The sequence below is a fragment of the Paenibacillus sp. SC116 genome, assembly GCF_024733555.1.
Lineage (GTDB): Bacteria > Bacillota > Bacilli > Paenibacillales > Paenibacillaceae > Paenibacillus_B.
In genome coordinates, this window is the sequence record NZ_JANIOF010000004.1 from 24,230 (window position 1) to 45,124 (window position 20,895).

General features: G+C 44.8%; 21 protein-coding genes. 17 read left to right on the plus strand and 4 right to left on the minus strand.

Annotation, left to right across the window (positions count from 1 at the left end):
- Positions 1-2: 2 nt before the first annotated feature.
- From NQ117_RS16260 to spoVM, 6 genes are all read left to right on the plus strand, one after another.
- Entirely contained in the window at positions 3-770 is a 768-nt protein-coding gene (locus tag NQ117_RS16260) for a Stp1/IreP family PP2C-type Ser/Thr phosphatase (protein ID WP_258279087.1), read from the plus strand.
- Positions 767-3,046, plus strand: coding sequence for a Stk1 family PASTA domain-containing Ser/Thr kinase (gene pknB, locus NQ117_RS16265; protein WP_258279429.1), 2,280 nt, complete (start codon positions 767-769; stop codon positions 3,044-3,046). Before NQ117_RS16260 ends, pknB begins: the two co-directional genes overlap by 4 nt.
- Before the next feature lie 3 nt (positions 3,047-3,049).
- Positions 3,050-3,970, plus strand: coding sequence for a ribosome small subunit-dependent GTPase A (gene rsgA / locus NQ117_RS16270; RefSeq protein ID WP_258279088.1), 921 nt, complete (start codon positions 3,050-3,052; stop codon positions 3,968-3,970).
- Between the two features lie 5 nt (positions 3,971-3,975).
- Positions 3,976-4,638, plus strand: coding sequence for a ribulose-phosphate 3-epimerase (rpe, locus tag NQ117_RS16275; RefSeq protein WP_258279089.1), 663 nt, complete (start codon positions 3,976-3,978; stop codon positions 4,636-4,638).
- Positions 4,577-4,924, plus strand: coding sequence for a hypothetical protein (locus NQ117_RS16280; RefSeq protein WP_258279090.1), 348 nt, complete (start codon positions 4,577-4,579; stop codon positions 4,922-4,924). The genes rpe and NQ117_RS16280 overlap by 62 nt, the downstream gene beginning before the upstream one ends.
- Before the next feature lie 164 nt (positions 4,925-5,088).
- Positions 5,089-5,169, plus strand: coding sequence for a stage V sporulation protein SpoVM (gene spoVM / locus NQ117_RS16285; RefSeq protein ID WP_018751565.1), 81 nt, complete (start codon positions 5,089-5,091; stop codon positions 5,167-5,169).
- A 206-nt stretch (positions 5,170-5,375) separates the two neighbouring features.
- Here spoVM and rpmB read toward each other — a convergent pair whose 3' ends face one another.
- Entirely contained in the window at positions 5,376-5,564 is a 189-nt protein-coding gene (gene rpmB, locus NQ117_RS16290) for a 50S ribosomal protein L28 (protein WP_258279091.1), read from the minus strand.
- 201 nt (positions 5,565-5,765) lie between these two features.
- On the opposite strand from rpmB, the gene NQ117_RS16295 reads away from it, so the two are divergent.
- The 6 genes from NQ117_RS16295 (at position 5,766) to NQ117_RS16320 (ending at position 12,349) form a co-directional block, all read left to right on the plus strand.
- Positions 5,766-6,125: an Asp23/Gls24 family envelope stress response protein gene (locus NQ117_RS16295; protein ID WP_258279092.1), complete on the plus strand. Its 360-nt coding sequence runs from the start codon at positions 5,766-5,768 to the stop codon at positions 6,123-6,125.
- A 54-nt stretch (positions 6,126-6,179) separates the two neighbouring features.
- Positions 6,180-7,901 carry a DAK2 domain-containing protein gene (locus tag NQ117_RS16300; protein WP_258279430.1) on the plus strand — a complete coding sequence of 574 codons (1,722 nt, stop codon included), beginning with the start codon at positions 6,180-6,182 and terminating at the stop codon, positions 7,899-7,901.
- Between the two features lie 34 nt (positions 7,902-7,935).
- The gene (locus NQ117_RS16305; RefSeq protein WP_258279093.1) at positions 7,936-8,820 is read left to right on the plus strand and encodes a DegV family protein; all 885 of its coding nucleotides are present in this window, start codon (positions 7,936-7,938) and stop codon (positions 8,818-8,820) included.
- A complete protein-coding gene (recG, locus tag NQ117_RS16310) occupies positions 8,817-10,865 on the plus strand; it encodes an ATP-dependent DNA helicase RecG (protein ID WP_258279094.1) in 2,049 nt (682 codons plus the stop codon). Before NQ117_RS16305 ends, recG begins: the two co-directional genes overlap by 4 nt.
- A gap of 390 nt (positions 10,866-11,255) precedes the next feature.
- A complete protein-coding gene (locus NQ117_RS16315) occupies positions 11,256-11,543 on the plus strand; it encodes a stage VI sporulation protein F (RefSeq protein ID WP_258279095.1) in 288 nt (95 codons plus the stop codon).
- Between the two features lie 173 nt (positions 11,544-11,716).
- On the plus strand, positions 11,717-12,349 hold the full coding sequence (locus NQ117_RS16320) for a papain-like cysteine peptidase (RefSeq protein ID WP_258279096.1): 633 nt from the start codon (positions 11,717-11,719) through the stop codon (positions 12,347-12,349).
- On the opposite strand, the gene NQ117_RS16325 is transcribed toward NQ117_RS16320, so the two are convergent.
- Together NQ117_RS16325 and NQ117_RS16330 are read right to left on the minus strand one after the other, a co-directional pair.
- Positions 12,318-13,340, minus strand: a complete 1,023-nt coding sequence (locus tag NQ117_RS16325) for a serine hydrolase domain-containing protein (RefSeq protein WP_258279097.1) — start codon at positions 13,338-13,340, stop codon at positions 12,318-12,320. The two genes, NQ117_RS16320 and NQ117_RS16325, sit on opposite strands and share 32 nt — an antisense overlap.
- Before the next feature lie 128 nt (positions 13,341-13,468).
- Positions 13,469-14,167, minus strand: coding sequence for an SOS response-associated peptidase (locus tag NQ117_RS16330; protein WP_258279098.1), 699 nt, complete (start codon positions 14,165-14,167; stop codon positions 13,469-13,471).
- Between the two features lie 496 nt (positions 14,168-14,663).
- On the opposite strand from NQ117_RS16330, the gene NQ117_RS16335 reads away from it, so the two are divergent.
- Entirely contained in the window at positions 14,664-15,878 is a 1,215-nt protein-coding gene (locus NQ117_RS16335; protein ID WP_258279099.1) for a serine hydrolase domain-containing protein, read from the plus strand.
- Between the two features lie 193 nt (positions 15,879-16,071).
- On the opposite strand, the gene NQ117_RS16340 is transcribed toward NQ117_RS16335, so the two are convergent.
- Entirely contained in the window at positions 16,072-17,577 is a 1,506-nt protein-coding gene (locus NQ117_RS16340) for a hypothetical protein (RefSeq protein ID WP_258279100.1), read from the minus strand.
- A gap of 225 nt (positions 17,578-17,802) precedes the next feature.
- On the opposite strand from NQ117_RS16340, the gene NQ117_RS16345 reads away from it, so the two are divergent.
- From NQ117_RS16345 to NQ117_RS16360, 4 genes are all read left to right on the plus strand, one after another.
- On the plus strand, positions 17,803-18,183 hold the full coding sequence (locus tag NQ117_RS16345) for a YhjD family protein (protein WP_258279101.1): 381 nt from the start codon (positions 17,803-17,805) through the stop codon (positions 18,181-18,183).
- Entirely contained in the window at positions 18,180-19,454 is a 1,275-nt protein-coding gene (locus NQ117_RS16350) for a DNA polymerase IV (RefSeq protein ID WP_258279102.1), read from the plus strand. Before NQ117_RS16345 ends, NQ117_RS16350 begins: the two co-directional genes overlap by 4 nt.
- The gene (locus NQ117_RS16355; RefSeq protein ID WP_258279103.1) at positions 19,451-19,948 is read left to right on the plus strand and encodes a YhjD family protein; all 498 of its coding nucleotides are present in this window, start codon (positions 19,451-19,453) and stop codon (positions 19,946-19,948) included. Before NQ117_RS16350 ends, NQ117_RS16355 begins: the two co-directional genes overlap by 4 nt.
- 316 nt (positions 19,949-20,264) lie before the next feature.
- Complete coding sequence (locus tag NQ117_RS16360; RefSeq protein ID WP_258279104.1) at positions 20,265-20,741, plus strand: hypothetical protein; 477 nt, start codon at positions 20,265-20,267, stop codon at positions 20,739-20,741.
- The last annotated feature ends 154 nt before the right edge of the window (positions 20,742-20,895 follow it).

The window sequence follows — 20,895 nt, forward strand, 5'->3', positions numbered from 1 at the left end:
AGATGAAGGCTGTGCACCGTTCTGATATCGGCAAAGTACGCGCAGTAAATGAAGATCGTGCTTATGCAGCGACGCTGCCTAACGGCTATACGCTCGTTATCGTCGCTGACGGCATGGGGGGACATCAAGCTGGTGATATTGCAAGTCGCTTGGCCGTCGAAACCGTTGTAAATGAGCTGAGACAGCTACCTTCCGAGCTAGATGAGAAGGATAGAGAAGATGCTTTGAAAAGTGCTATTTTTCGAGCGAATGATACGATTTATCATATTGCATCGCAAGATGAGAAGTACAACAACATGGGAACGACGATTGTCGCTGCGCTGCTTCAACAGGAGGAAGGAACGGTTGCTCATATTGGGGACAGCCGTGCTTATATCATCAGCCCGCAACATATTCGGCAGCTCACCGATGATCATACACTCGTCAATGAATTACTGAAGTCAGGGCAAATTACGCAGGAAGAAGCGAATCATCATCCACGTCGCAATGTGCTCACGCGTGCGTTAGGTACGGATGCCCGTGTGCGCGTGGATGTAGCGCCGCTTCGTGTGGAACAGGATGAGACACTGCTTCTATGCAGCGATGGCTTAACGAATATGATTAGTACAAAAGAAATATGGTCTACAATTGTTGATCCGTCTTTACCGCTGGAAGTAATTGCTGATCGCTTGATTGAACAGGCGGTAGAAGCTGGCGGAGATGATAATGTTACGGTGATTCTTGCCCAAGCTCAAGCAAGCGTTGCGGAGAAAGTGGGGTGGAACTCGTGATAGGAACTACATTGGCAGGTCGATATGAAATTATTGCTCGCGTTGGTGAGGGCGGCATGGCGCTTGTGTACAAAGCGCTTGATGTGCTGCTTAATCGTTATGTAGCTGTGAAAGTGCTGCGTCAGCAATTCGTGCATGACGAGGAATTCGTTCGCCGTTTCCGACGCGAAGCACAATCGGCCGCATCATTATCCCATCCCAATGTCGTAAGTATTTATGATGTAGGACAAGAGGATGAAGTGCATTACATTGTCATGGAATGCATAGATGGCCAGAATTTAAATGAAATTATTAAAGAACGGGCTCCGCTTCAGTCGGAAGAAGCGATTCGCATTGCGACTCAAATATGCGATGCGCTTGATCATGCCCATCATAATCATATTATTCATCGTGATATTAAACCGCATAATATTTTAATTGGTCAAAATGGTCGTGTGAAAGTAACGGACTTCGGTATTGCTAGAGCCGTAACGTCTTCGACGATTACGCAAACAGGTTCGGTTGTAGGATCTGTTCATTATTTTTCACCTGAGCATGCGAAAGGCATCTCAACTGGAGAGAAATCAGATCTTTATTCACTAGGTATTGTTTTGTATCAAATGCTTACAGGAACGCTGCCGTTCCTAGGAGAGAGTCCTATAAGTGTTGCACTTAAGCATTTGCAAGAGCCATTTGAGGAGCCTCGCGAATTGAATCCGAGCATTCCTCAAAGTGTGGAGAACGTTATTTTAAAATCGATGCGCAAAAATCCCGATGAACGCTATCAATCGGCTGCGGAAATGATGCGTGATTTAGAAACGGTACTCCAGCCTGAACGTTTGCGTGAATCCAAAGTAAGATTCGTGTCTCCCAATTATCATTACGGAGACCATGAGGAGACACGTGTTATGCCGGCTATTCGTCTCCCTTATGAACAGGATGCTCTTCCATCAGATGTTCAAACGGGTGCATCAGCTGGCAGATATGCGGAGGCTAAGGGATCTGACTATCAGTCAGAGTCATCGATTGGTAGTTCATCATCGGCTGCCAATGCACGTCAGTCTTTGTCCCGTAGAGGGAGTGGGAGTGCGCAGGAAGGAAACGTACAATCTGTACAACCATCACCTTCTACTGCGCCAGTACAGAAAAAATGGGTCAAACCAGCATTATGGATTTCGCTTACGTTGGTGTTCCTCGCAATTATGATAGGTGTTGTATTTTATGTGAAGAGCTTGCTTGCAGTTGAGGAGATTAGCGTACCTGAACTCGTTAATTTGACGGAGTCTGAGGCGAAGGCGGAGTTGGAGAAATTTAAGCTTGTATTGGAAGATCCGATCATTCGTAAGCCGCAAGCGGGTGTGCCGAAAGGCATTGTATTTGAACAGAGCAAAGCGCCAGGAACAAAGGTGAAAGAAGGCGCCTCTATTAAAATATCCGTTAGTGAAGGCGAGCCGGCCAAGCCGCTGCCGAATTTAATTGGTCAACCTTATGATGATGCAGTTAAGATGCTGCTAGATATGGGCTTTGACAGCAAACGTGTTCATCGAAAACCTGTGTTCAGTGATGACGTTCCTGAAGATTCAGTCGTGACGATGACACCGGGGGCTGGTGAAAATGTCGATCCGCTCAAGGACTCAGTAACGCTAGAAGTGAGCAAGGGCAAGGAATCGTTCAAAATGCCGAACTTAGTTGGCTCTACGAAGGCAGAAGCACTTGCCCAAATTGAATCGCTTGGATTGAAGCTGAAGCCGCAGGACGGCATTATCGAAGAAAATAGCTATTTGCCAGAAGGTCAAGTCATTAAGCAGTTGCCATACTATCCAAATGAAACTGTTACAAAAGGAATGGAAGTAAGTATATACGTAAGCTCTGGATATCCTCCAGATGCAGTAGAATATAGACTGCAAATTCCTGTTCCTCCTAAGGAAGAAGGTAAGCTGAGCACTATTGAAATCAAGTATACCGACGCTCGTGGAGAGAACATGAAATTGGAAAAGAGAAAGATTAGTACGACACAAGTATTTAGTGTTGATCTAGTCGTGGATCCAAGAAAGGACGGCGTTGTAAGCGTCGAACGAGATGGTGAATACTTGGGTGCTTATCCAGTAACTTACGTGGATGTGAAACAAGGTACAGTACCTATTCCTCAGATTCAGCCTTCAACGCCAACTGAGCCTACTGGAGGCGCTGAGAGCCCTCCTGCTGGCAGCGAAGGTGAGAGTGGAAGTGAGGGCGAGTCAGCTGAGTCAGACAATGAAAATGCCCAGGATGGCGAACATGCGGGGCATGGAGGTTAACATATGCCAAAAGGTTTGATCGTGAAAGCGCTGAGCGGATATTATTATGTGCGCCCAGACGGTGAGTCGATGGATGCAGTCGTTCAATGCCGAGCGAGAGGTGTATTCAAGAAGAAGGGCGTATCCCCCCTCGTGGGGGATCGCGTCAACTTCTCAATGACAGACAACGGGGAAGGCACTGTGGAAGGCGTAGATGAGCGTCATAGTGAGCTTATACGCCCTCCGATAGCCAATGTTAGTCTTGCAATATTAGCGTTCTCTGTATTGGAGCCAGATCTGAATACACAGTTGTTGGACAAGTTCCTTGTACATATCGAACACGCGGGCTTGGATGCGGTTATCGTACTAACAAAATGGGATCTGATTGCGGATTTGCCTGATGCTCAGTTTAGCAAGCAGGAAGCCAAGCTGAAGGATATTGTTTCGTTGTATCGTTCGATAGGCTACGATGTAGTGGAAACAAGTTCAAAGACGGGCTGGGGCTATGATAAGCTGTCAGAGCTGCTGTCTGATGATATTAGCGTGTTTGCAGGCCAGTCTGGGGTGGGCAAATCATCCTTGCTTAATGCGATGTTCCCAGGGCTCTCTCTAGAGACGAATGAGATCAGTCATCGACTTGGACGCGGTAAGCACACGACTCGGCACGTGGAACTCATTCCTTTGGCAACAGGGGAAGGATACATTGCGGATACACCGGGATTCAGCCAATTGGACTTCTTGGAACTTGGCGTAGAGGAGCTGTCCAGCTGCTTCCGCGAGTTTCGTACCCTTGCTGAGTCATGCAAATTCCGTGGATGTACGCATACGCATGAACCAGGCTGCCGTGTGAAGGAAGCTTTGGAGGAAGGCGATATTTCGTCATCCCGATACGAGCATTATCAGCTCTTTATGGAAGAAATGAAAGACAAAAAGCGGAGGTACTAACTAAGATGATACGTATTGCACCCTCTATTTTATCAGCAGATTTTGCACGTCTAGGGGAAGATGTGCTTGATGTCGAGCGCGGTGGCGCGGACTGGATTCATATCGATGCGATGGATGGTCGTTTTGTGCCTAACCTAACGTTTGGCCCAATTGCTGTTCAAGCGATTCGACCGCTGACGAAATTGACATTGGACGTTCATTTAATGATCGTAGAACCTGAGAAATATGTGTCCGACTTCGCGAAGGCAGGAGCAGATATCATTACTGTGCATGCAGAAGCATGTTCGCATTTGCACCGTGTCATTTATCAAATTAAAGAGTCTGGCGCTAAGGCTGGAGTGGCGATTAACCCTCATACTTCGCTTGCAGCTATCGAAGAAGTAATTCCAGATCTTGATTTGGCACTTGTTATGACAGTAAATCCTGGATTCGGCGGACAAAAGTTCATCACGAATACGCTAGATAAAATTCGTCGCCTGCGCAATCTAGCAGATGCTAAGGGCAATCATGCTATGCACATCCAAGTGGATGGAGGCGTTAGCACAGAGACAGCTAGAGCGGTAGCAGAGGCAGGAGCAGACGTGCTTGTAGCAGGAAGTGCTGTATATGGTCAATCAGATCGCGGAGCTGCGATTGCAGCAATCCGCCGTGCAGCTGAAGGCAAGTAATGACCAATTAAAGGGGGAGAGGGGCTTGAACTGGCGGCAAGCTTTAACTTTGGGAGCAACGAGCTTTCTTTGTGGGTCATTAATTGGATGGTATGCGTTTATTCCATTCCCGTATAATTTAATCGCTTCGCTAGGTGCTTTTTTCGTAGGCGTGTGGTTTTTCCGCAAGTTTGAAACGAGAGGCATGCGCATTACATTCGTAGTGCTGTCTATCTTTTATTTATTTGCATTTCTCGTCTTAATGGCCATGGTAGAATACACGAAAAAGCTGCCTATTAATGCTTAATTTGATGGTTATGATTTATTTGAAAGGGTAGACAAGCATACGAGGGAAACCGACAGCATATGATGGTTACATGAGGAATGGTCTCATGTAACCTTTTTTTGTGGACTGTGATAGTGAGGCTCACTTTTAAGGATAACTGAGAACGGCGAGGAGGGTGGAAATAGATGAAGTTTTACACATTTAAGCTGCCGAAGTTTCTGGGGGGATTCGTCAAAGCGATTTTAAACACGTTTCATAAAAATTGATACTCCAGGCGGCCATATGGCGAACTCCGTTGTCATTCCATCCAACTTGATTTTAATCTAGTTCGTACGGGGCGGAAACGTGTTGTGTAGTGAAGTGGCAGCTTATGTGGCGGGATTCGCTCTAGCTGCAGCAGGGGTAAACAGAGTAAGTGAATAGAGAAAAAGCACCTGGAAGACCAGGTGCTTTTTGTATATGGTGCATGGGATTAAACGCGAGCCACTTTACCTGCTTTCAAAGCACGTGTACTCACGTAAACACGTTTAGGTTTACCATCAACCAAAATGCGAACCTTCTGCACGTTTACTCCCCAAGAGCGGCGAGTTTTATTGTTCGCGTGAGAACGGTTGTTACCGGAGCCAGCTTTCTTCCCCGTAATAAAACATTTGCGAGCCATGCTTAACACCTCCTTTATCCCCAAAAAGCAACAATGCATACGTTCATTTGCTCAATTCAAATACTCCAATATCATACCATAGGCGGATTTACCCCGTCAACTGAAACGAAAACTTTATATGTTTGGGTTGTTTATTTCTTTTTTCTATTATAGTACAATGATGATTAGTCCATAATACACAAAAAAAGGAGTGAACCAACCATGGCCATCGAACTCGGATTGGAACTAGGGAAAGTAAACATCTCCAACGAAGTCGTCGCGGTTATCGCAGGTTCGGCAGCGATGGAGGTCTACGGTCTCGTGGGCATGGCGTCACGCAAGCAACTTAAGGATGGCATTGCGGAACTGCTAGGACGTGAGAATTTGTCACGCGGTGTAGAAGTTCGCCGCGAACATAATCATGTGCATATAGATTTGTACATTGTCGTTAGTTACGGTACGAAGATTTCCGAAGTAGCGCACAACATTCAACTTAAAGTAAAGTATGTGTTGAACGAGGTAGTTGGGCTTCAGGTTGATCAAGTGAACATCTTTGTGCAAGACGTGCGTGTACTAAGCTAGGAAGGGGAATATTCGTTGAACATTCGTTCATTAAATGGAACACATTTTTCCAATATGGTGTTAAGCGGAGCTGAATTACTGAATCGCCATGCCGAGTACGTTAATGCTCTTAACGTATTTCCGGTCCCAGATGGTGATACGGGTACGAACATGAATTTGACGATGACTGCTGGAGTTGCGGAGATGAAAGGCAAGTTGTCTCCATCTATCTCCAAGACAGCAGAAGTATTGTCAAAAGGTTTATTGATGGGTGCACGAGGCAATTCAGGCGTTATCCTGTCGCAGTTATTCCGCGGATTCAGCCGTGGAGTAGCAGGTTTGGATGAAGTAAACGCTGTTCAGTTCGCACATGCGCTCCAATCAGGTGTTGATACAGCTTATAAAGCGGTTGTGAAGCCTGTTGAAGGTACGATTCTTACCGTTGCCAAAGAGGCAGCGAAACATGCGGTACATATTGCGCGCCGCACACCAGACGTTGCAGACCTAATGCGTGAAGTATTGGCAAAGGCGAATGAAGCTCTTGCTAAGACACCGGATCTTCTTCCTGTACTTAAGCAGGTTGGAGTTGTAGATTCAGGCGGACAAGGTCTTGTTTATATTTATGAAGGATTTATGCGTGCTATCGAGGAGTTCAGCGGATCCGATGTTGCTTCTGTAACTTCTGCTGTTGTAACACAGGAAGCACCAGATATGTCTGTACTTGAGAAGCTGAAGGCAGCGGACAAGCACACTTCTGCGCAAGCGAAGCTGGATACAGAAGATATTGAATTCTTGTATGATATGGAGTTCTTTATTGATCTTTCGCGTAGTACGGGACGTCCGTTCCAAGCGGATGTGTACGAGCAAGCGCTAGCGAAGAATGGTGACTCGATTATCATTATCCAAGATGATGAGATCGTAAAGGTCCATGTACATTCTCGCAAACCAGGTGAAGTACTTGACCTTTCTATGCAGTACGGAGAACTGATCCGCATTCATATTTTGAACATGCGTGAGCAGCACCGCGAATTGCTGGAGCATGAGGGCGAATTGTCTGCAATGCCGGATGTATTCGCTGATATGCCTGTTCATGAAAGTGCATCTGATGTTGTTATGGCTGAACCGCCAGCAGATGAAATTGCAGCGTACGGATTTATCTCTGTTGCAATGGGTCAAGGTGTTACGGATATCTTTAATAGTTTGGGTGTGGATATTGTTTTGTCCGGTGGACAAACGATGAATCCGAGCACGCAAGATTTTGTGGAAGCAATCAATAGCATTTCTGCGCAGCATATCTTCATTTTACCGAATAACTCGAACATCGTTATGGCTGCTAAGCAAGCTGCTGAGATCGTAGAGCGAGAAGTAACGGTATTGGAGACGAAGACGATTCCACAAGGAATTTCGGCTGCATTTGCTTTCCAAGAAGAAGAAAGTGTAGAAACCAACATCGAAGTAATGAAGGATGCAATTGCACATGTGAAATCCGGTCAATTGACATACGCAGTACGTGATACGACATTCGATGATTTGGAGATTAAAGCTGGCAACTTCATTGGTATTTCCGGCGGTAAGATTGTAGCTACGACAGAGGACTTAACAGAAACTTGTCAACAGCTGCTTCTGAAGATGATGGAAGACGGTGGCGAAATTATTACGCTGCTTACTGGTGAAGATGCAAAGGAAGAAGATACAGCGAAGCTGGTAGAATGGCTTGAAGAGCATTATCCAGATGCTGAGGTTGAAGTTCACGAAGGTGGACAGCCGATATACTCCTATTTAATCTCGATTGAATAGAATCTGGTTATAAGCATCGGAAGGGAGTTATAACATGGCCAACGTACGTATAGTTACGGATAGTACAGCGGACATTCCCCAGGAATTAAGGGAGCGTTACAACATTGAGATGGTTCCGCTGAAAGTACATTTCGGCAATGAAATGTATCAAGATGCAGTAACGATCAGCCCGGACCAATTCTATGAAAAATTAGCTCACGCTTCGAAGCTGCCGACGACATCGCAACCTTCTCCGGTTGAGTTTTTGGAAGTTTACAAGCGTCTTGAGTCACAATCACCAGATTGTGCGATCATTTCTATTCATCTCTCCGCAGCGATGAGTGGAACGTACCAGTCAGCACTGCTAGCGAGCAGTATGCTGGAAGAAGAGCAAATCGATGTAACGGTTATTGATTCCAAATCCGCTTCATTCGGCATTGGCGTCTATGTATTAGAAGCTGCAAAACTTGCTCAAGCTGGATACGATAAAGATGCTATTTTAGCTCGAATTGCTCAATTGCAGCAGGAGCAGAAACTTTACTTCCTTGTAGATACACTCGAGTATCTACAAAAGGGTGGTCGCATAGCGAAAGCTTCGGCTATGCTTGGAACACTGCTTAATATTAAGCCAATCTTGTCTATCGACAAAGATGGCGAGGTTTATGCAGTTGAGAAAGTACGTGGACAGAAGAAGCTGCTTCAGCGTGTGTTGGAGATGTACAAAGAGCATTTTGGTAATCAACCTGTAGATGTTGGGGTCGGTTACTCCACAGAGAAATCTACGGCGGATACGGTTGTTGCAGAATTGAAGTCTCAATTCGACGTACAATCTGTTCAATATACTCGTATTGGTGCCGTTATTGGCACACATGTTGGACATGGAACCGTTGCGGTGTTTGTTCGCCCAGCTAGTCCAGATCCACAGCCATTGAATTCATGATTGATTATACCGTTATTCCGGTAACACAGATTAAAGGCGTGAGCGCTTTGAAACAACAAGAGCTTCACGCCTTTGGCATTTCTACCGTTGCTGATTTGCTCTTGTACTTTCCATTTCGTTATGATGATTTCCGGGTACGCCAGCTTAGTGAAGTAAAAGATGGCGATAAAATTACTGTTGAAGGTCGTATTGTTAGTGAGCCTGTCATGCAGCGATTTGGCAAGAAGTCACGCTTGTCATGTCGTGTGATGATCGAAAGCTGGCTTGTGACTGCGACTTGGTTCAATCGTCCTTATTTACGTGAACAGCTTACGCAAGGGCGAGATATTGTGTTGACTGGGAAGTGGGATCAGCGTCGTTTGCAGATTACTGTATCCGCTTCGGAATTTCCCGGTCAAGGAACACAGCGTAGGGATACGTTCCAACCAGTGTATTCGGTTGGAGGGAAGATTACACAGACATGGATGCGCAAGACGATTGCACAGGCATTCGTACAGTTTGGTGAGACGATTCCAGAGATTATGCCTGCATCGTTTATGCAGCGTTACAAGTTGATGCCACGCAAGCAAGCCATTCGGGCGATGCATCAGCCTGATAATGTGGAGACGGGCAAGCAGGCTAGACGGCGCATGGTCTATGAAGAGCTGCTGCTGTTCCAGCTTAAGCTGCATATGTTCCGTGCGATAACACGTGAGCGAGCAGATGGGGTTGTACATGACGCTTCTAATGCGACGGTTCGTGAGTTTGTCCGCAGCTTACCATTTGAGCTGACAGAAGCACAGAAGAAGGCTGTGACGGATATCCTTAGTGATATGCGCTCACCGTTGTGCATGAATCGATTGCTGCAAGGGGATGTTGGTTCTGGTAAGACCGTTGTGGCCGCAGTCTCTTTGTATGCTGCTGTTCGCAGCGGTTATCAAGGTGCACTTATGGTGCCGACTGAAATATTGGCAGAGCAGCATATGCGCTCCTTGACGAAGCTGTTCGAGCCACACGGTATTGTGGTGGGTCTCCTAACAGGAAGCTTGACGGCACGCAAGCGCCGTGATCTGCTAAGTGGGTTGCAGATGGGCACGGTCAACATCATTGTTGGTACGCATGCACTCATCCAAGATGATGTCCATTTCCGCAATTTGGGCTTGGTCGTTACGGATGAGCAGCATCGTTTTGGTGTGAACCAGCGCAGCATATTGCGCCATAAAGGTTTTAATCCGGATGTGCTGCTGATGACGGCAACGCCGATCCCTCGAACACTTGCGATTACGGCATTTGGCGATATGGATGTTTCTTCGATTAAGGAGCGTCCAGCGGGGCGTAAGCCGATTAAGACGTACTGGGTGAAGCATGAGATGCTGGACCGCGTGCTTGGCTTTATCCGACGTGAAGTTGCGGCTGGACGCCAAGCGTATATCATTACACCTTTGATCGAAGAATCGGACAAGCTTGATGTACAAAATGCTATCGATGTGCATGTCCAGATGCAGCAGGCATTCCCTGATCTTAAGGTGGGACTGCTGCACGGCCGTATGAATGCATCAGAGAAGGACGAAGCGATGAGGCTGTTCAGTGCGAACGAGACGCATGTTCTCGTCTCGACGACCGTTATTGAAGTTGGTGTTGATGTGCCTAACTCAACGCTGATGATCGTGATGGACTCAGAACGGTTTGGCTTGTCCCAATTACATCAGTTGCGCGGTCGGGTTGGACGTGGCCAGCACCAATCGTATTGTGTGCTAATTGCCGATCCGAAGTCGGAAGTTGGACAAGAACGGATGCGTATTATGACCGAGACCGAGGATGGCTTTGAGCTGTCTGAACGGGACTTGGAGCTCCGGGGGCCAGGTGACTTCTTCGGTACGAAACAAAGCGGCATGCCAGACTTCAAGATTGCGGACATGTCTAGTGATTTTGCTGTATTGGAGCAAGCGCGTGACGATGCGGCAGAGCTTATTCGTTCGGAAGATTTCTGGACTTCTCAGGAATATCAATTGCTGCGTGATGCTATTCAGCAGGAGCAGCCATTCCAAGGCGAACAGTTGGACTAATTGATTTACGGTAATAGACGATAGTAATGGTTCTAATGGTTCGTTGGATTCTCTAGATACGCTAGATTCTCTAAGTTCGTTAAGATCATTACTGTATAGAAGCCTTGCTTCTCTCATTCGTACATAGGGATTGTCCCTATATGGTGAGAGGGCAAGGCTTTTTTTATATTGTTTTGTATGGACACGGTGTGTACTTCCGCTGCTTGTGAACAGGAAGGTATGAAGCTTTAGCGACATGAATCCATAGAGACGGAATCCACACGCAATATTGGGCACAGTAGACAAGCCTATTCGCATACAATGTAACAATGGTTAGTGCTCCTATGCCATGTCGCCTGTAGACTTCACATACAAGCGGACAATATACTATGCCGGAGGTGTAGCGGTCACGTGAGTTATCAAAAGTACGGCATCAGCCCACAGCTCGTTCAACGAGTGAAGGACAAGACACGTAATCCTGCTGTAAAAGATCGTCTAAAGCAATTGTTTCAAGGTGTGACAAAAGCAGATTTGCAAAATACAGCCACGGTTCGGAAACTGCTGCGCCAAGGTGCTAAAATTGTGAACGAACCTTTAACTGCAACGCAGGAAGAACAATTTGTACAATTTATTATTGCGCAAAAAATTGACCCTAATAATACACTTCATCTACTAAAATTGTGGACGATGTTCCGCTAAAGAACATGCTGAAGAGCCAAGATAGGTAATCTTGGTTCTTTTTGTGTACCGTATTTTATTGTTGGCGGAACATACTCATTATTCCCATGCTCGATAGACCATGTAATTATCCACATCGACACAAGCGGATTCCAGCTCTTACGCATATATTGGAGTGTGAGGAGGGACAACTTGTGAAATTAGATCAGATTCGAGGCGTTTATGACGGTGCATTTAGCCTAGGAAGCAAGTGTTTAGGGGCTATTCAGTTGAGAGATCGTGGCTTACGCCCTTGCAGCGGTGTATTAGATTGGATGCTGTCACCTTCACTGCCGCATGTATGTCTATTGCTTGAGATGAGGTTTCAAAACTTTATGTCGCCTTCTAATTTGACATTTATAGAGCGGGCTGGAGGCGAGCAACTGCTGTATGATCTGAACTATGAAATCACGCTAGTGCATGATTTGCTTGTAGATTTGACTACCATGAAGCATGATCTCAATGCCTATCCTTTTTTCTATGAAAAACTCATTCGGAGAATTACTCGTTTTCTTCATATTTGTAACTCGGGATATCGTTTATTATTTGTTCGTTTAAACGGTACACTGGATGAGGCTTATCGATTGCAAGCGGCCTTGTCAAATCTTGTTCGTGGAGGCTTTCATATTTTGCTCATTAATGATGGAGTAAACTTTGAAATCGTTGAAGAACCGTGTTCATCCGATGGAATATGTGCAATCCGCATGCCTTTGGAAATTGAGGTAAAACCACTATGGGATGAAGTTTTTCGAAGCATTATTCTTTCCAATGCAATACAACTTCATTGAGGCTAGCATATACGGCTGCATCGTTAAGGGGAGGCATATTGCTGAGTATGGTTCCCGCTATTTCCTGCTCAGGGTCGATCCAGAACATACAGCCTGTAAATCCGAGATGTCCGACAGCAGAAGAGGAATGGCTTGGTGAGAAAAAGGAAGGCAGCTCACTATTTCCTTTTTGAAAAAATACAGAGTTGTGAGGAGCTTGTTTATACTGTTCGCTGCCTAGTGCTTGATCGATAATTGATTGGGATAAGGGGGACTTCCCGGGATTCAATAAAGCTTGAGCAAGCTTAAGTAAATCATGCGTAGTTGAGTACAGGTTGCTGTCTCCTGTTATCCGTAGACGATCATAGCGCAAATCTCCTTTTTCTAAGTATGGAGTGCACGGGAGCACATAGGTTCTAGGTTTGAGTTTTCTCATATCATATGTGGTATGTTTCATATTTAACGGTTGAAACAGTTCGCGTTGAGCAAGTCGTTCAATCCTCTGCCCGCTTACTTTCTCGATAATTTGCATAAGAAAGAAATAGCTGTGTGGAAAATAGATGGTTTTTGTACCTGGTTCGTATTTTCGTTCCAGCAAGGGCACTAATTGAGCTGCAAATCCCTCCATACTTTCATTCCATTTAGGCCATAGTATAATGCGTATCGTTTCATAGCCTGCCGAATGAGTCATCATTTGCTCAATGGTGACATCATCATGGGGGAACGATGGTAAATAGTCGACAATCTTGTCCTGTATCGATAGCAGGTTACGTTCCTGCATACGCAGCATGATGAGGGAAGTGATTACTTTTGTAATGGAACCAATATTGAAAGGTGTGTTTGGTGTAATGTCGCGCCAAGAACGTACGGATGCGTATGTTCCTTTTATAAAATGATAGGCAATACGATTATGTTTCCACAACGCAACAGATAGACAGGCAGGGCTGTCTTCAGGGACAAGCTGTGTAAGAAGCTCGTCAATGTCTTTGGTTGTATAGCCGTTATGTTTCATTTCTCTGTCCTCCTTGTGAACAAGCAGGATGTCCTACGAATTCACTACTAGCAATGTATGCTTGTCAGGAATGTTGGATAACGGCTTGATGACAGGTGAAGGGTACAATTTGAATGGTATTAGCAGAGTTAAAACAGCATTGGTGGAATTTCAGTTGGTTCAATGCATGCTGGCGAATCATTGCTTACATTTCCGACCATAGAATTGACAGGGTACATAGTCAGCCATTCATTGGGACAAGGCGTTAACAGCGATTGAAGCTGCTGGGTATCTGTTTCTTTTCGCTCCAGCCATAGTGGCAGCTGCTGTTCGCTTAAAATAACGGGCATGCGATCATGAACCTCTTCCATGACTCGATTCGGTGTTGTTGTAATAATGGTGCAGGTGCTAATGCGCTTGCCCTGCTCATCCTGCCATGTATCGTATAAACCAGCTAAATGCAGCAGCGCTCCATCGCGACGCATGATGCGCATTGGCTGTTTATCATTGTTGGCAATTCGTTTCCACTCGTAGAAGCCGTCAGCAGGGATGATACAGCGTTTACGTTGAAAGGGAAGGCGGAAGGCAGGCTTGTCTGTAAGTGTCTCAGCACGAGCATTAATCGTGCGCCAGCCCATCTTGTCGTCTTTGGCCCACGAAGGGACGAGTCCCCAACGCAAAGGGCCGAGACGCAGCTTGCTTCCGTCGTGAATAATGGCGGGTACCATTTGCCCAGGTGCAATATTGTAGCGCGGCTCATGGAAGGGAGCTGCTGCGAGATCTCGCTCAAGCTTATAGTAGGCCAGTAGTTCCTCCCACGTCACGGTTAATGTATAACGTCCGCACATGATGCAGCCCTCCTTGTGAGTAGTATAGATTTTTGCAGTACTCGTGTTATTTTCTAAGTACAAGTTGAATGATATGCGCGAGTCTGTTGTGCGCCTTTCCCTCTATGTGCCCTGTACCATATTTCAATTACATCTCAAACATAATAGTCCACTAAATGGTAGAAAAAAGCGACCAACTCGGTAAAATGTTTGTACCCTACAAAACCAACCGAAAGGTGGCGACTCTATAAAAAAGTCTACCACTATCCCCATTCATCCTACAATCTATTATGACAGTTGAAGAAGTTAAATGTGTTGTGAACGGGCAGCTTTTTGTGCTGCTCCATCTGGATGCGTGGGCCGTTATTCGTCGTTGAACACTTATTTCTAATGTCATATGACATAGTGTCATTCCTAAGTGATGACAATTCGTCGCTATGAAGTATGACACATTCAAACTTAATCTAAGGATGTGCTGAGGCACAAATACAATCTTAGCAACTGAGGAGAAATGACCATGAACGCGAAAAAAATAATGATGCTTAGTTTGGCAGTCATGATGACAGGGACAACGCTTTTGTATGCGAATGGAGGGGGTTCCGCAGCCTTTGCTGACCAGTCCAATCGTACATTGGTTGCGAAAAAGCATACCACTGAGGTATCTGCGACATCCAAGCAAACTCAAGCTGCAATCAAGAAGCTAATGGATGGTGCAATTAAGCAAGGCGTACCGGGTATGATTATCCAAACGCAGCATAATGGAGCGAAGTGGGAATATGCAACGGGGAAGAGCAACATCGTTGCTAACCACAAGATGCAGCCCAACTTTCATTTTCGAATTGGGAGTATAACGAAGACGTTCACCGCTACAGTTGTACTGCAATTAGTAGGTGAAGGCAAATTGAGCTTGGATGACTCGGTTGAAAAATGGCTCCCAGGTGTTGTACAAGGTAATGGCTATGACGGCAGCAAGATTACCGTTCGCCAATTGCTTAATCATACGAGTGGCATTGCCAACTATTCGGATGCTGAGCACTTTATGAAGAGAAGCTTTGAACAACCTTTGAAGAGCTATTCAGAACGTGGGCATGTAAAATCCGGTTTGAAGCAGAAGCCTTTATTTGAACCTGGGACGAAATTCAGCTATTCCAACACCAACTACGTGTTAGCGGGTTTAATTATTGAAAAAGTAACAGGCGATACATACGCGGAGCAAATTACAGAACGATTGATTAAACCGCTCGGTTTGAAGAACACTTTGGTTCCAGGTACTTCATCTAAACTGCCAGAACCTCATGCTAGAAATTACTATAGTGCGAAAGATAAGTCACTCCGAGACATCACGGAATTAAATCCATCCGTGGCTGGTGCGTCAGGTGAAATGATATCGACAGCCGGTGATTTAAACCGTTTCTTCACAAAGCTGTTAGCTGGCCATTTGCTGAAGCCTGAACAGATGAAGGAAATGTTTAACACTGTGGAAGCAGCACCGGGCTTGCGCTACGGTTTGGGCATTAAGGAGATAAAGTTATCAAATGGAGTCACGGTGTGGGGACATAGTGGAGGGATTCACGGTACATTATCCCATACGGTAGGTACCTTAGGTGGGAAAAAGATGCTAACCATGAGCAATAATTATTTTACAGCTGGGCAATTGACACATGGATCAGAAGTGATTTCAAAATTACATGCTCAAATACCTTCGTTAGTATTTGATTCATCTAAAAAATAGGAAAGAAATAAGGGGCTGCCCTACCGTCTAAAGAGACTGTCGAGCGGTCTCTTGTTGTGATTGAAAGTCATTTGTGCACATGAAAAACAGAGAGTCGAAAAGATTCGGCCTCTCTGCTCTGTAGAATTGGAGTAAGTGGAGTAGGATCGTAAAATTGCAAGTGGAGCTGGGATTTCTTTAATCCAAGTATTAATTACGGCAGCACGATAAAGGCTTCACGCCCATCATATTTAACTGCCCTCACCTTAACTGTACCTTTCAAGCCATTCTGAGCGAACGTAAGCGTATCACCTGCTCGGGCATATTCACCTTCTGGGAGCGGAGTAATTAAATAGTCTCCTTCTTGAGTCTCTACGGTAGTATATTTTCTCAGCATGGATCGTTCTGTTAACTCCAAATCTCCTGTATTTGTTGTAAATTTGGTAGTCATATTCATAATGACACTGCCCTGCTCGTAGCCTTTTAATGTAATAAATCCTCTTGTACTAAATATACCGCGCTTTATTTCTCGTGGAATTAATAACAGTGGTATTTGCTTGTCGTCCAGTCCTTTTTTGAGCGGTTCCAGCGAAATAGCGCGTTCTGCATTTAATTTCCCAATTGTCGCCTCAATATCCGATTTGATTTGTTCGTCCACTGGTTGAGATAGTGGTGTAATACCATTCAGCAGCAGTTCAATAGGGTTGTGCCCCTTAGTAGCTGAATGCTTCCAGTCTTTATGCATAGCATCTAATAACAACGCTGACAAACTTCCGAGTATGTAAGATTCTGAATCGAAGGTAACAAACTCCGTTTTTATGACATCTGTATATTGTTTGGATAAATAAGTGCGTATTTGCTCCGTAGTAGCACTTCTTTTAAAGGCTCCATACACGTCTGCCATTTTCTCAACGTAGGTTGCCGTACCTTCTATAATATCAAAATAGATACTGCTCTTGTATTCGGTGGGATTGTCCTGTTTATACTGCTCATGCCAATAAGCAGCATGTCCGAGGTATTTGTCGGACGCTTGAGGTTCGGAATAGGCTTTGTATAAAGATTGGAACAGCATGGCTCGTTGGATTCTAGGCTTTGATTCAGTTGGATAAATGGAAGATCGGGAGCCGTATTGAGTTCCATCTTCTAGGGGCCAGGATGGTTGGTCGTAAAAATGAAACATTTCATGTGTCGTTGTCATAAAGCTTGATGGTGTACTTGTATGAGGTTCAAATCGCTCTTGTAGTGGTTTATCCTTATCGACAAAAATGGCAGAGGCTTGCTTGCCGTTCCACTCTAACTTTTCATACTGGTGGTTAAAATACAGGTCAAGTGGCAAGCCGGGATGGGATGGATCGACTAACTTATAGCCTTCCGTCGTAATTTCATACGTTTGCTCACCATTTGTAAGGAGCATGACACGGGATTGAAATTGAAGGCCTGGCCACAGCTTATCCAAAGCTGGCCAAGCGCAGCGTGCTGCTCGATGCGCCTGTTGTGCTTCATATTTAAGCAATTCAGCTGCTGTCGTTGGCTGTTTAGCAGTTAGCTTGTGCAGAGGTGAAGAGGTTACGGTTGAGCTGTCAGTAGGCAAAGTTGCAAGCGACTCTGCATGGGCTGTATACGACGAACCGATTGATATCGGCAGCATGGAAAATAATAAGCAAGCCGTTGTTAAGCCGCAAACAAAGCGTTTGTAAGGAGCTAGTGTGTTCATCTGCATGAAATTACCTCCCAATATTTTACTGCAAACTCCTTTAGTATACTACAAGATAAAAGTGATATGTCGTTTATCTTCCTTTACAAGAAAAATTTTACTGGTTTTCTTTTATTCATATACCATGGATAGTCAAATAAGACATTACCAGCAATTCACTAGCATAAAGAACACACGTTCGGTGTATAATGCGAATATATAGAGAATATACGTTCGTGTGTTGGAGATGAGATGATGAGTGCTGCTACGAATCCAAAGATTGAAACCGAAGAGGATATTCAAATGATTAAGGAATACACGTTGTTTCCTATTTTACTGGATATGCTGGCAAGAGATATGGAAGAACTGGCGATGTATAAAGACAAGATGGTGTACCGCTATGTGCTTTGCTGCCTCAAAGAAGTGGAAAGTTCGATTTATTCTGAGCTGCGCAAGCTCAAAGCAAAGATGAGAGCACGAGATATTAAAATCTTAAACACAGAAATGAATGCATTAGGCATCGAGATCGAATATAAAGTGCGGGGCTATATCCATCGCTTCACGATGCTGCGTGGCTTAGTCAAAGCAGATCTGATGACGATGCTGATGAATGTGCAGAGGCGGGTAGGATGAACGAAGGCCGCAAGCGTGAAAAAGTTATTTTCCTAGCGGACTGTCAAAGCTTCTATGCCAGCGTGGAAAAGGCGGAGCATCCAGGCTACGAGCATAAGCCTGTTGCTGTAGCGGGATCGGTGGAACGTCGGTCGGGTATTATTTTAGCTGCTTGTCCGATTGCGAAAAGCTTTGGCGTTGGTACAGCCGATCGTCTCGGAGAGGCACTAAACAAGTGCCCTGAGCTGGTCGTGATGCGTCCGCGCATGCAGCATTATATTGATGTTTCCTTAATGATTACGAAAATTTATGAGGAGTTTACCGATCTCGTCGAGGTGTTTAGTATCGATGAGCAGTTTCTGGATGTATCAGCGAGTCAGCATCTATTCGGCGATCCTACCACGATTGCCAAAGCGATTCAGCAGAAGGTGCTCAGCCAAACCGGGGTAAGAGTTAGAGTCGGGATTAGCACGAATAAAATACTAGCTAAAATAGCAACCGATATATGGGCGAAGAAAAATAAAGAGGGTATTTTCACGCTGCCACCAAGTGAAGTCGAGACCTTGCTGTGGCCGCAGCCCGTAAACAAAATGTTTGGTGTCGGCTCAAAGATGACGGCTCATTTTACGCTTCTTGGCATGCACACGATTGGAGATATTGCGAGAACACCGCTGCCGCGGCTGAAAGAAAAGTTTCGTGCCCGTTTCGGCAAGCAGTCTGATATTCAGGCCGAGGTCATGTGGCGAACGGCCAATGGCTTGGATGACAGTCCAGTTACACCGAGGACATTTGACACACCGCCAAAGTCAGTGGGCCATATGATGACTTTGCCTAGAGACTATATCGAACCGTGGGAAGTGGAGACGATTTTGATGGAGCTTACGGAGGAAGTGTGCCGCGACTGCCGTCGCAAAGGGTATATGGGCTCGGTCGTTTCGGTCAGCTGTATGTGCAGCCCTTATGAAGCACCGACAGGATTTTCACGCCAGATGAAAATGCCGGACCCGACCAATCATACGAATACCGTATTTGAAGCGGTGAAGATGCTTTTTTATAAATTTTGGAACCGACTACCTGTACGTCGTGTGGGGATAACGCTGAGCCAGCTTAAGGATGACCAAGAATATCAGCTGACCTTGTTTGATGATCAAGTAAAGGCTAGGGCGTTGGATAAGGTGACGGATCTGATTAAAAATCGCTATGGAAGCGCAGCAATTGTAAGGGCTTCCTCGCTGACGACTGCGGGGCAAGCAGCGGATAGGTCTTTGAAGATAGGGGGGCATTATAAATGAGTAAGAAGCTTGAAAAGAACGGACTGTGGGAGTCCAGCCGGATGATGCTGCCGCAGCATAAGGAGTCCGTCCAACATAGACTCGGTCAAAAAGCTGCTGCACAGCCGAGCCGTCCAACAACGGAAGAAATGAATATGATGAAGGACTTTGTGCTTCTGCCGATTATGCATTCGATTATTATGAGAAGAGCGATTGAAATGGAGCGATCCTCCGAGACGTTAAGGGCGCTGTATACGAAAGTAGCGAAGCTGCTTGCTAGAACGATGTATGAGGATTTGCGTAAAGTGAAACGGTCGTTGATGGAAAGAAACATCCGTGTGGTGGAAGAGGAGAAGGATGATCAGATGGTGCGCTATCGGTATGTTTGTCGTCAGTATGAGGATAGCTTTGTGATTACGAGGGACTATATGCGTGCGGAAGCGAGCAAAAGGATTGGGCGCTATGCGGAGGCGCTTGTGAGTAGTTTGTATAAAAATAATAAGGTGGATAGTTAGATATATTTTTTTGTGGATCAGCTCGAAAGATGATTTTGTCTTTCGGGTTATTTGTTTTGTGTAGGGATTATCTTATTCCTTGAGTATTACATGAGGAGCATATGGGTAATAATCTAAGAGTGATGGAAAATCATTATTCAATATGACAATGAAAAGAACAACTATCGGCCACATACACTCATGGATAACCTCTCAAATTGAAAAATTAACAACTTTACAAAAAGTGAAATTCTGTCTAGTCGCATTGATCTATTTGTGTTCTAATAGCAAATATAATAACTATTTTTCGTATAGCCAGAATAGATACATCAAGCCTATGGAGAGCATTTTAAAAAAGTATATTCCTCGTATCGTAAGTGGTACTAGACTAACGAAAAAAGAGATAATGACTTTTCAGAGATACATTGAACTTAAAAAGTACCACTATACATCATTACTGGTTGGAGATGTTTTGATTATTGATGATACTGAAAAATCACAATTATTCTATAGGTTAATTACTGATGGACAAATGTACCTTAACATTAACGATCAAAATTTGGTTGTAACAAAAGCTTTTGCTCTACAGAGATTAGAGCGATATAAGGAATCACTTAACATGATAGTATACTTGATGTTACAAAATCCTCTGAATAAAGAGCTGCGTATTTTCTATTTAGAGATAGCTGCATTTGGAAAGTTAATTAATCATTTTGAGGAGCAAGTAAATAAACTTAAAGAAGACTTTCATCTGGAGGATATTGATTTGATAAAATTAGATCGACTCAGAACACAGTGCTATTCTTTAAAATGATAAAAAGTCTAGTCTACATGCTATAATATTAGAATAAATGATGAAGGGAATGGTAAAATTGTCAAATCGTTATACAGAAGATGAGAGGGAAATTCTCGATTGGATAACATCTAAAATTTCACATCCCGATGAGATGAGAGCAATTACCCCGGTG

Bases quoted from the DNA above. Each gene is read 5' to 3' on its own strand.
- NQ117_RS16335 (WP_258279099.1), top strand. From the start codon at position 14,664: ATGAACGCGAAAAAAATAATGATGCTTAGTTTGGCAGTCATGATGACA.
- NQ117_RS16280 (WP_258279090.1), top strand. From the start codon at position 4,577: ATGGTCAATCAGATCGCGGAGCTGCGATTGCAGCAATCCGCCGTGCAG.
- NQ117_RS16345 (WP_258279101.1), top strand. From the start codon at position 17,803: ATGATGAGTGCTGCTACGAATCCAAAGATTGAAACCGAAGAGGATATT.
- NQ117_RS16260 (WP_258279087.1), top strand. From the start codon at position 3: ATGAAGGCTGTGCACCGTTCTGATATCGGCAAAGTACGCGCAGTAAAT.
- NQ117_RS16350 (WP_258279102.1), top strand. From the start codon at position 18,180: ATGAACGAAGGCCGCAAGCGTGAAAAAGTTATTTTCCTAGCGGACTGT.
- NQ117_RS16360 (WP_258279104.1), top strand. From the start codon at position 20,265: ATGGAGAGCATTTTAAAAAAGTATATTCCTCGTATCGTAAGTGGTACT.
- rsgA (WP_258279088.1), top strand. From the start codon at position 3,050: ATGCCAAAAGGTTTGATCGTGAAAGCGCTGAGCGGATATTATTATGTG.
- rpmB (WP_258279091.1), bottom strand. From the start codon at position 5,564: ATGGCTCGCAAATGTTTTATTACGGGGAAGAAAGCTGGCTCCGGTAAC.
- spoVM (WP_018751565.1), top strand. From the start codon at position 5,089: ATGAAGTTTTACACATTTAAGCTGCCGAAGTTTCTGGGGGGATTCGTC.
- NQ117_RS16330 (WP_258279098.1), bottom strand. From the start codon at position 14,167: ATGTGCGGACGTTATACATTAACCGTGACGTGGGAGGAACTACTGGCC.
- NQ117_RS16300 (WP_258279430.1), top strand. From the start codon at position 6,180: ATGGTGTTAAGCGGAGCTGAATTACTGAATCGCCATGCCGAGTACGTT.
- NQ117_RS16305 (WP_258279093.1), top strand. From the start codon at position 7,936: ATGGCCAACGTACGTATAGTTACGGATAGTACAGCGGACATTCCCCAG.
- NQ117_RS16355 (WP_258279103.1), top strand. From the start codon at position 19,451: ATGAGTAAGAAGCTTGAAAAGAACGGACTGTGGGAGTCCAGCCGGATG.
- NQ117_RS16325 (WP_258279097.1), bottom strand. From the start codon at position 13,340: ATGAAACATAACGGCTATACAACCAAAGACATTGACGAGCTTCTTACA.
- NQ117_RS16295 (WP_258279092.1), top strand. From the start codon at position 5,766: ATGGCCATCGAACTCGGATTGGAACTAGGGAAAGTAAACATCTCCAAC.
- NQ117_RS16340 (WP_258279100.1), bottom strand. From the start codon at position 17,577: ATGCAGATGAACACACTAGCTCCTTACAAACGCTTTGTTTGCGGCTTA.
- recG (WP_258279094.1), top strand. From the start codon at position 8,817: ATGATTGATTATACCGTTATTCCGGTAACACAGATTAAAGGCGTGAGC.
- rpe (WP_258279089.1), top strand. From the start codon at position 3,976: ATGATACGTATTGCACCCTCTATTTTATCAGCAGATTTTGCACGTCTA.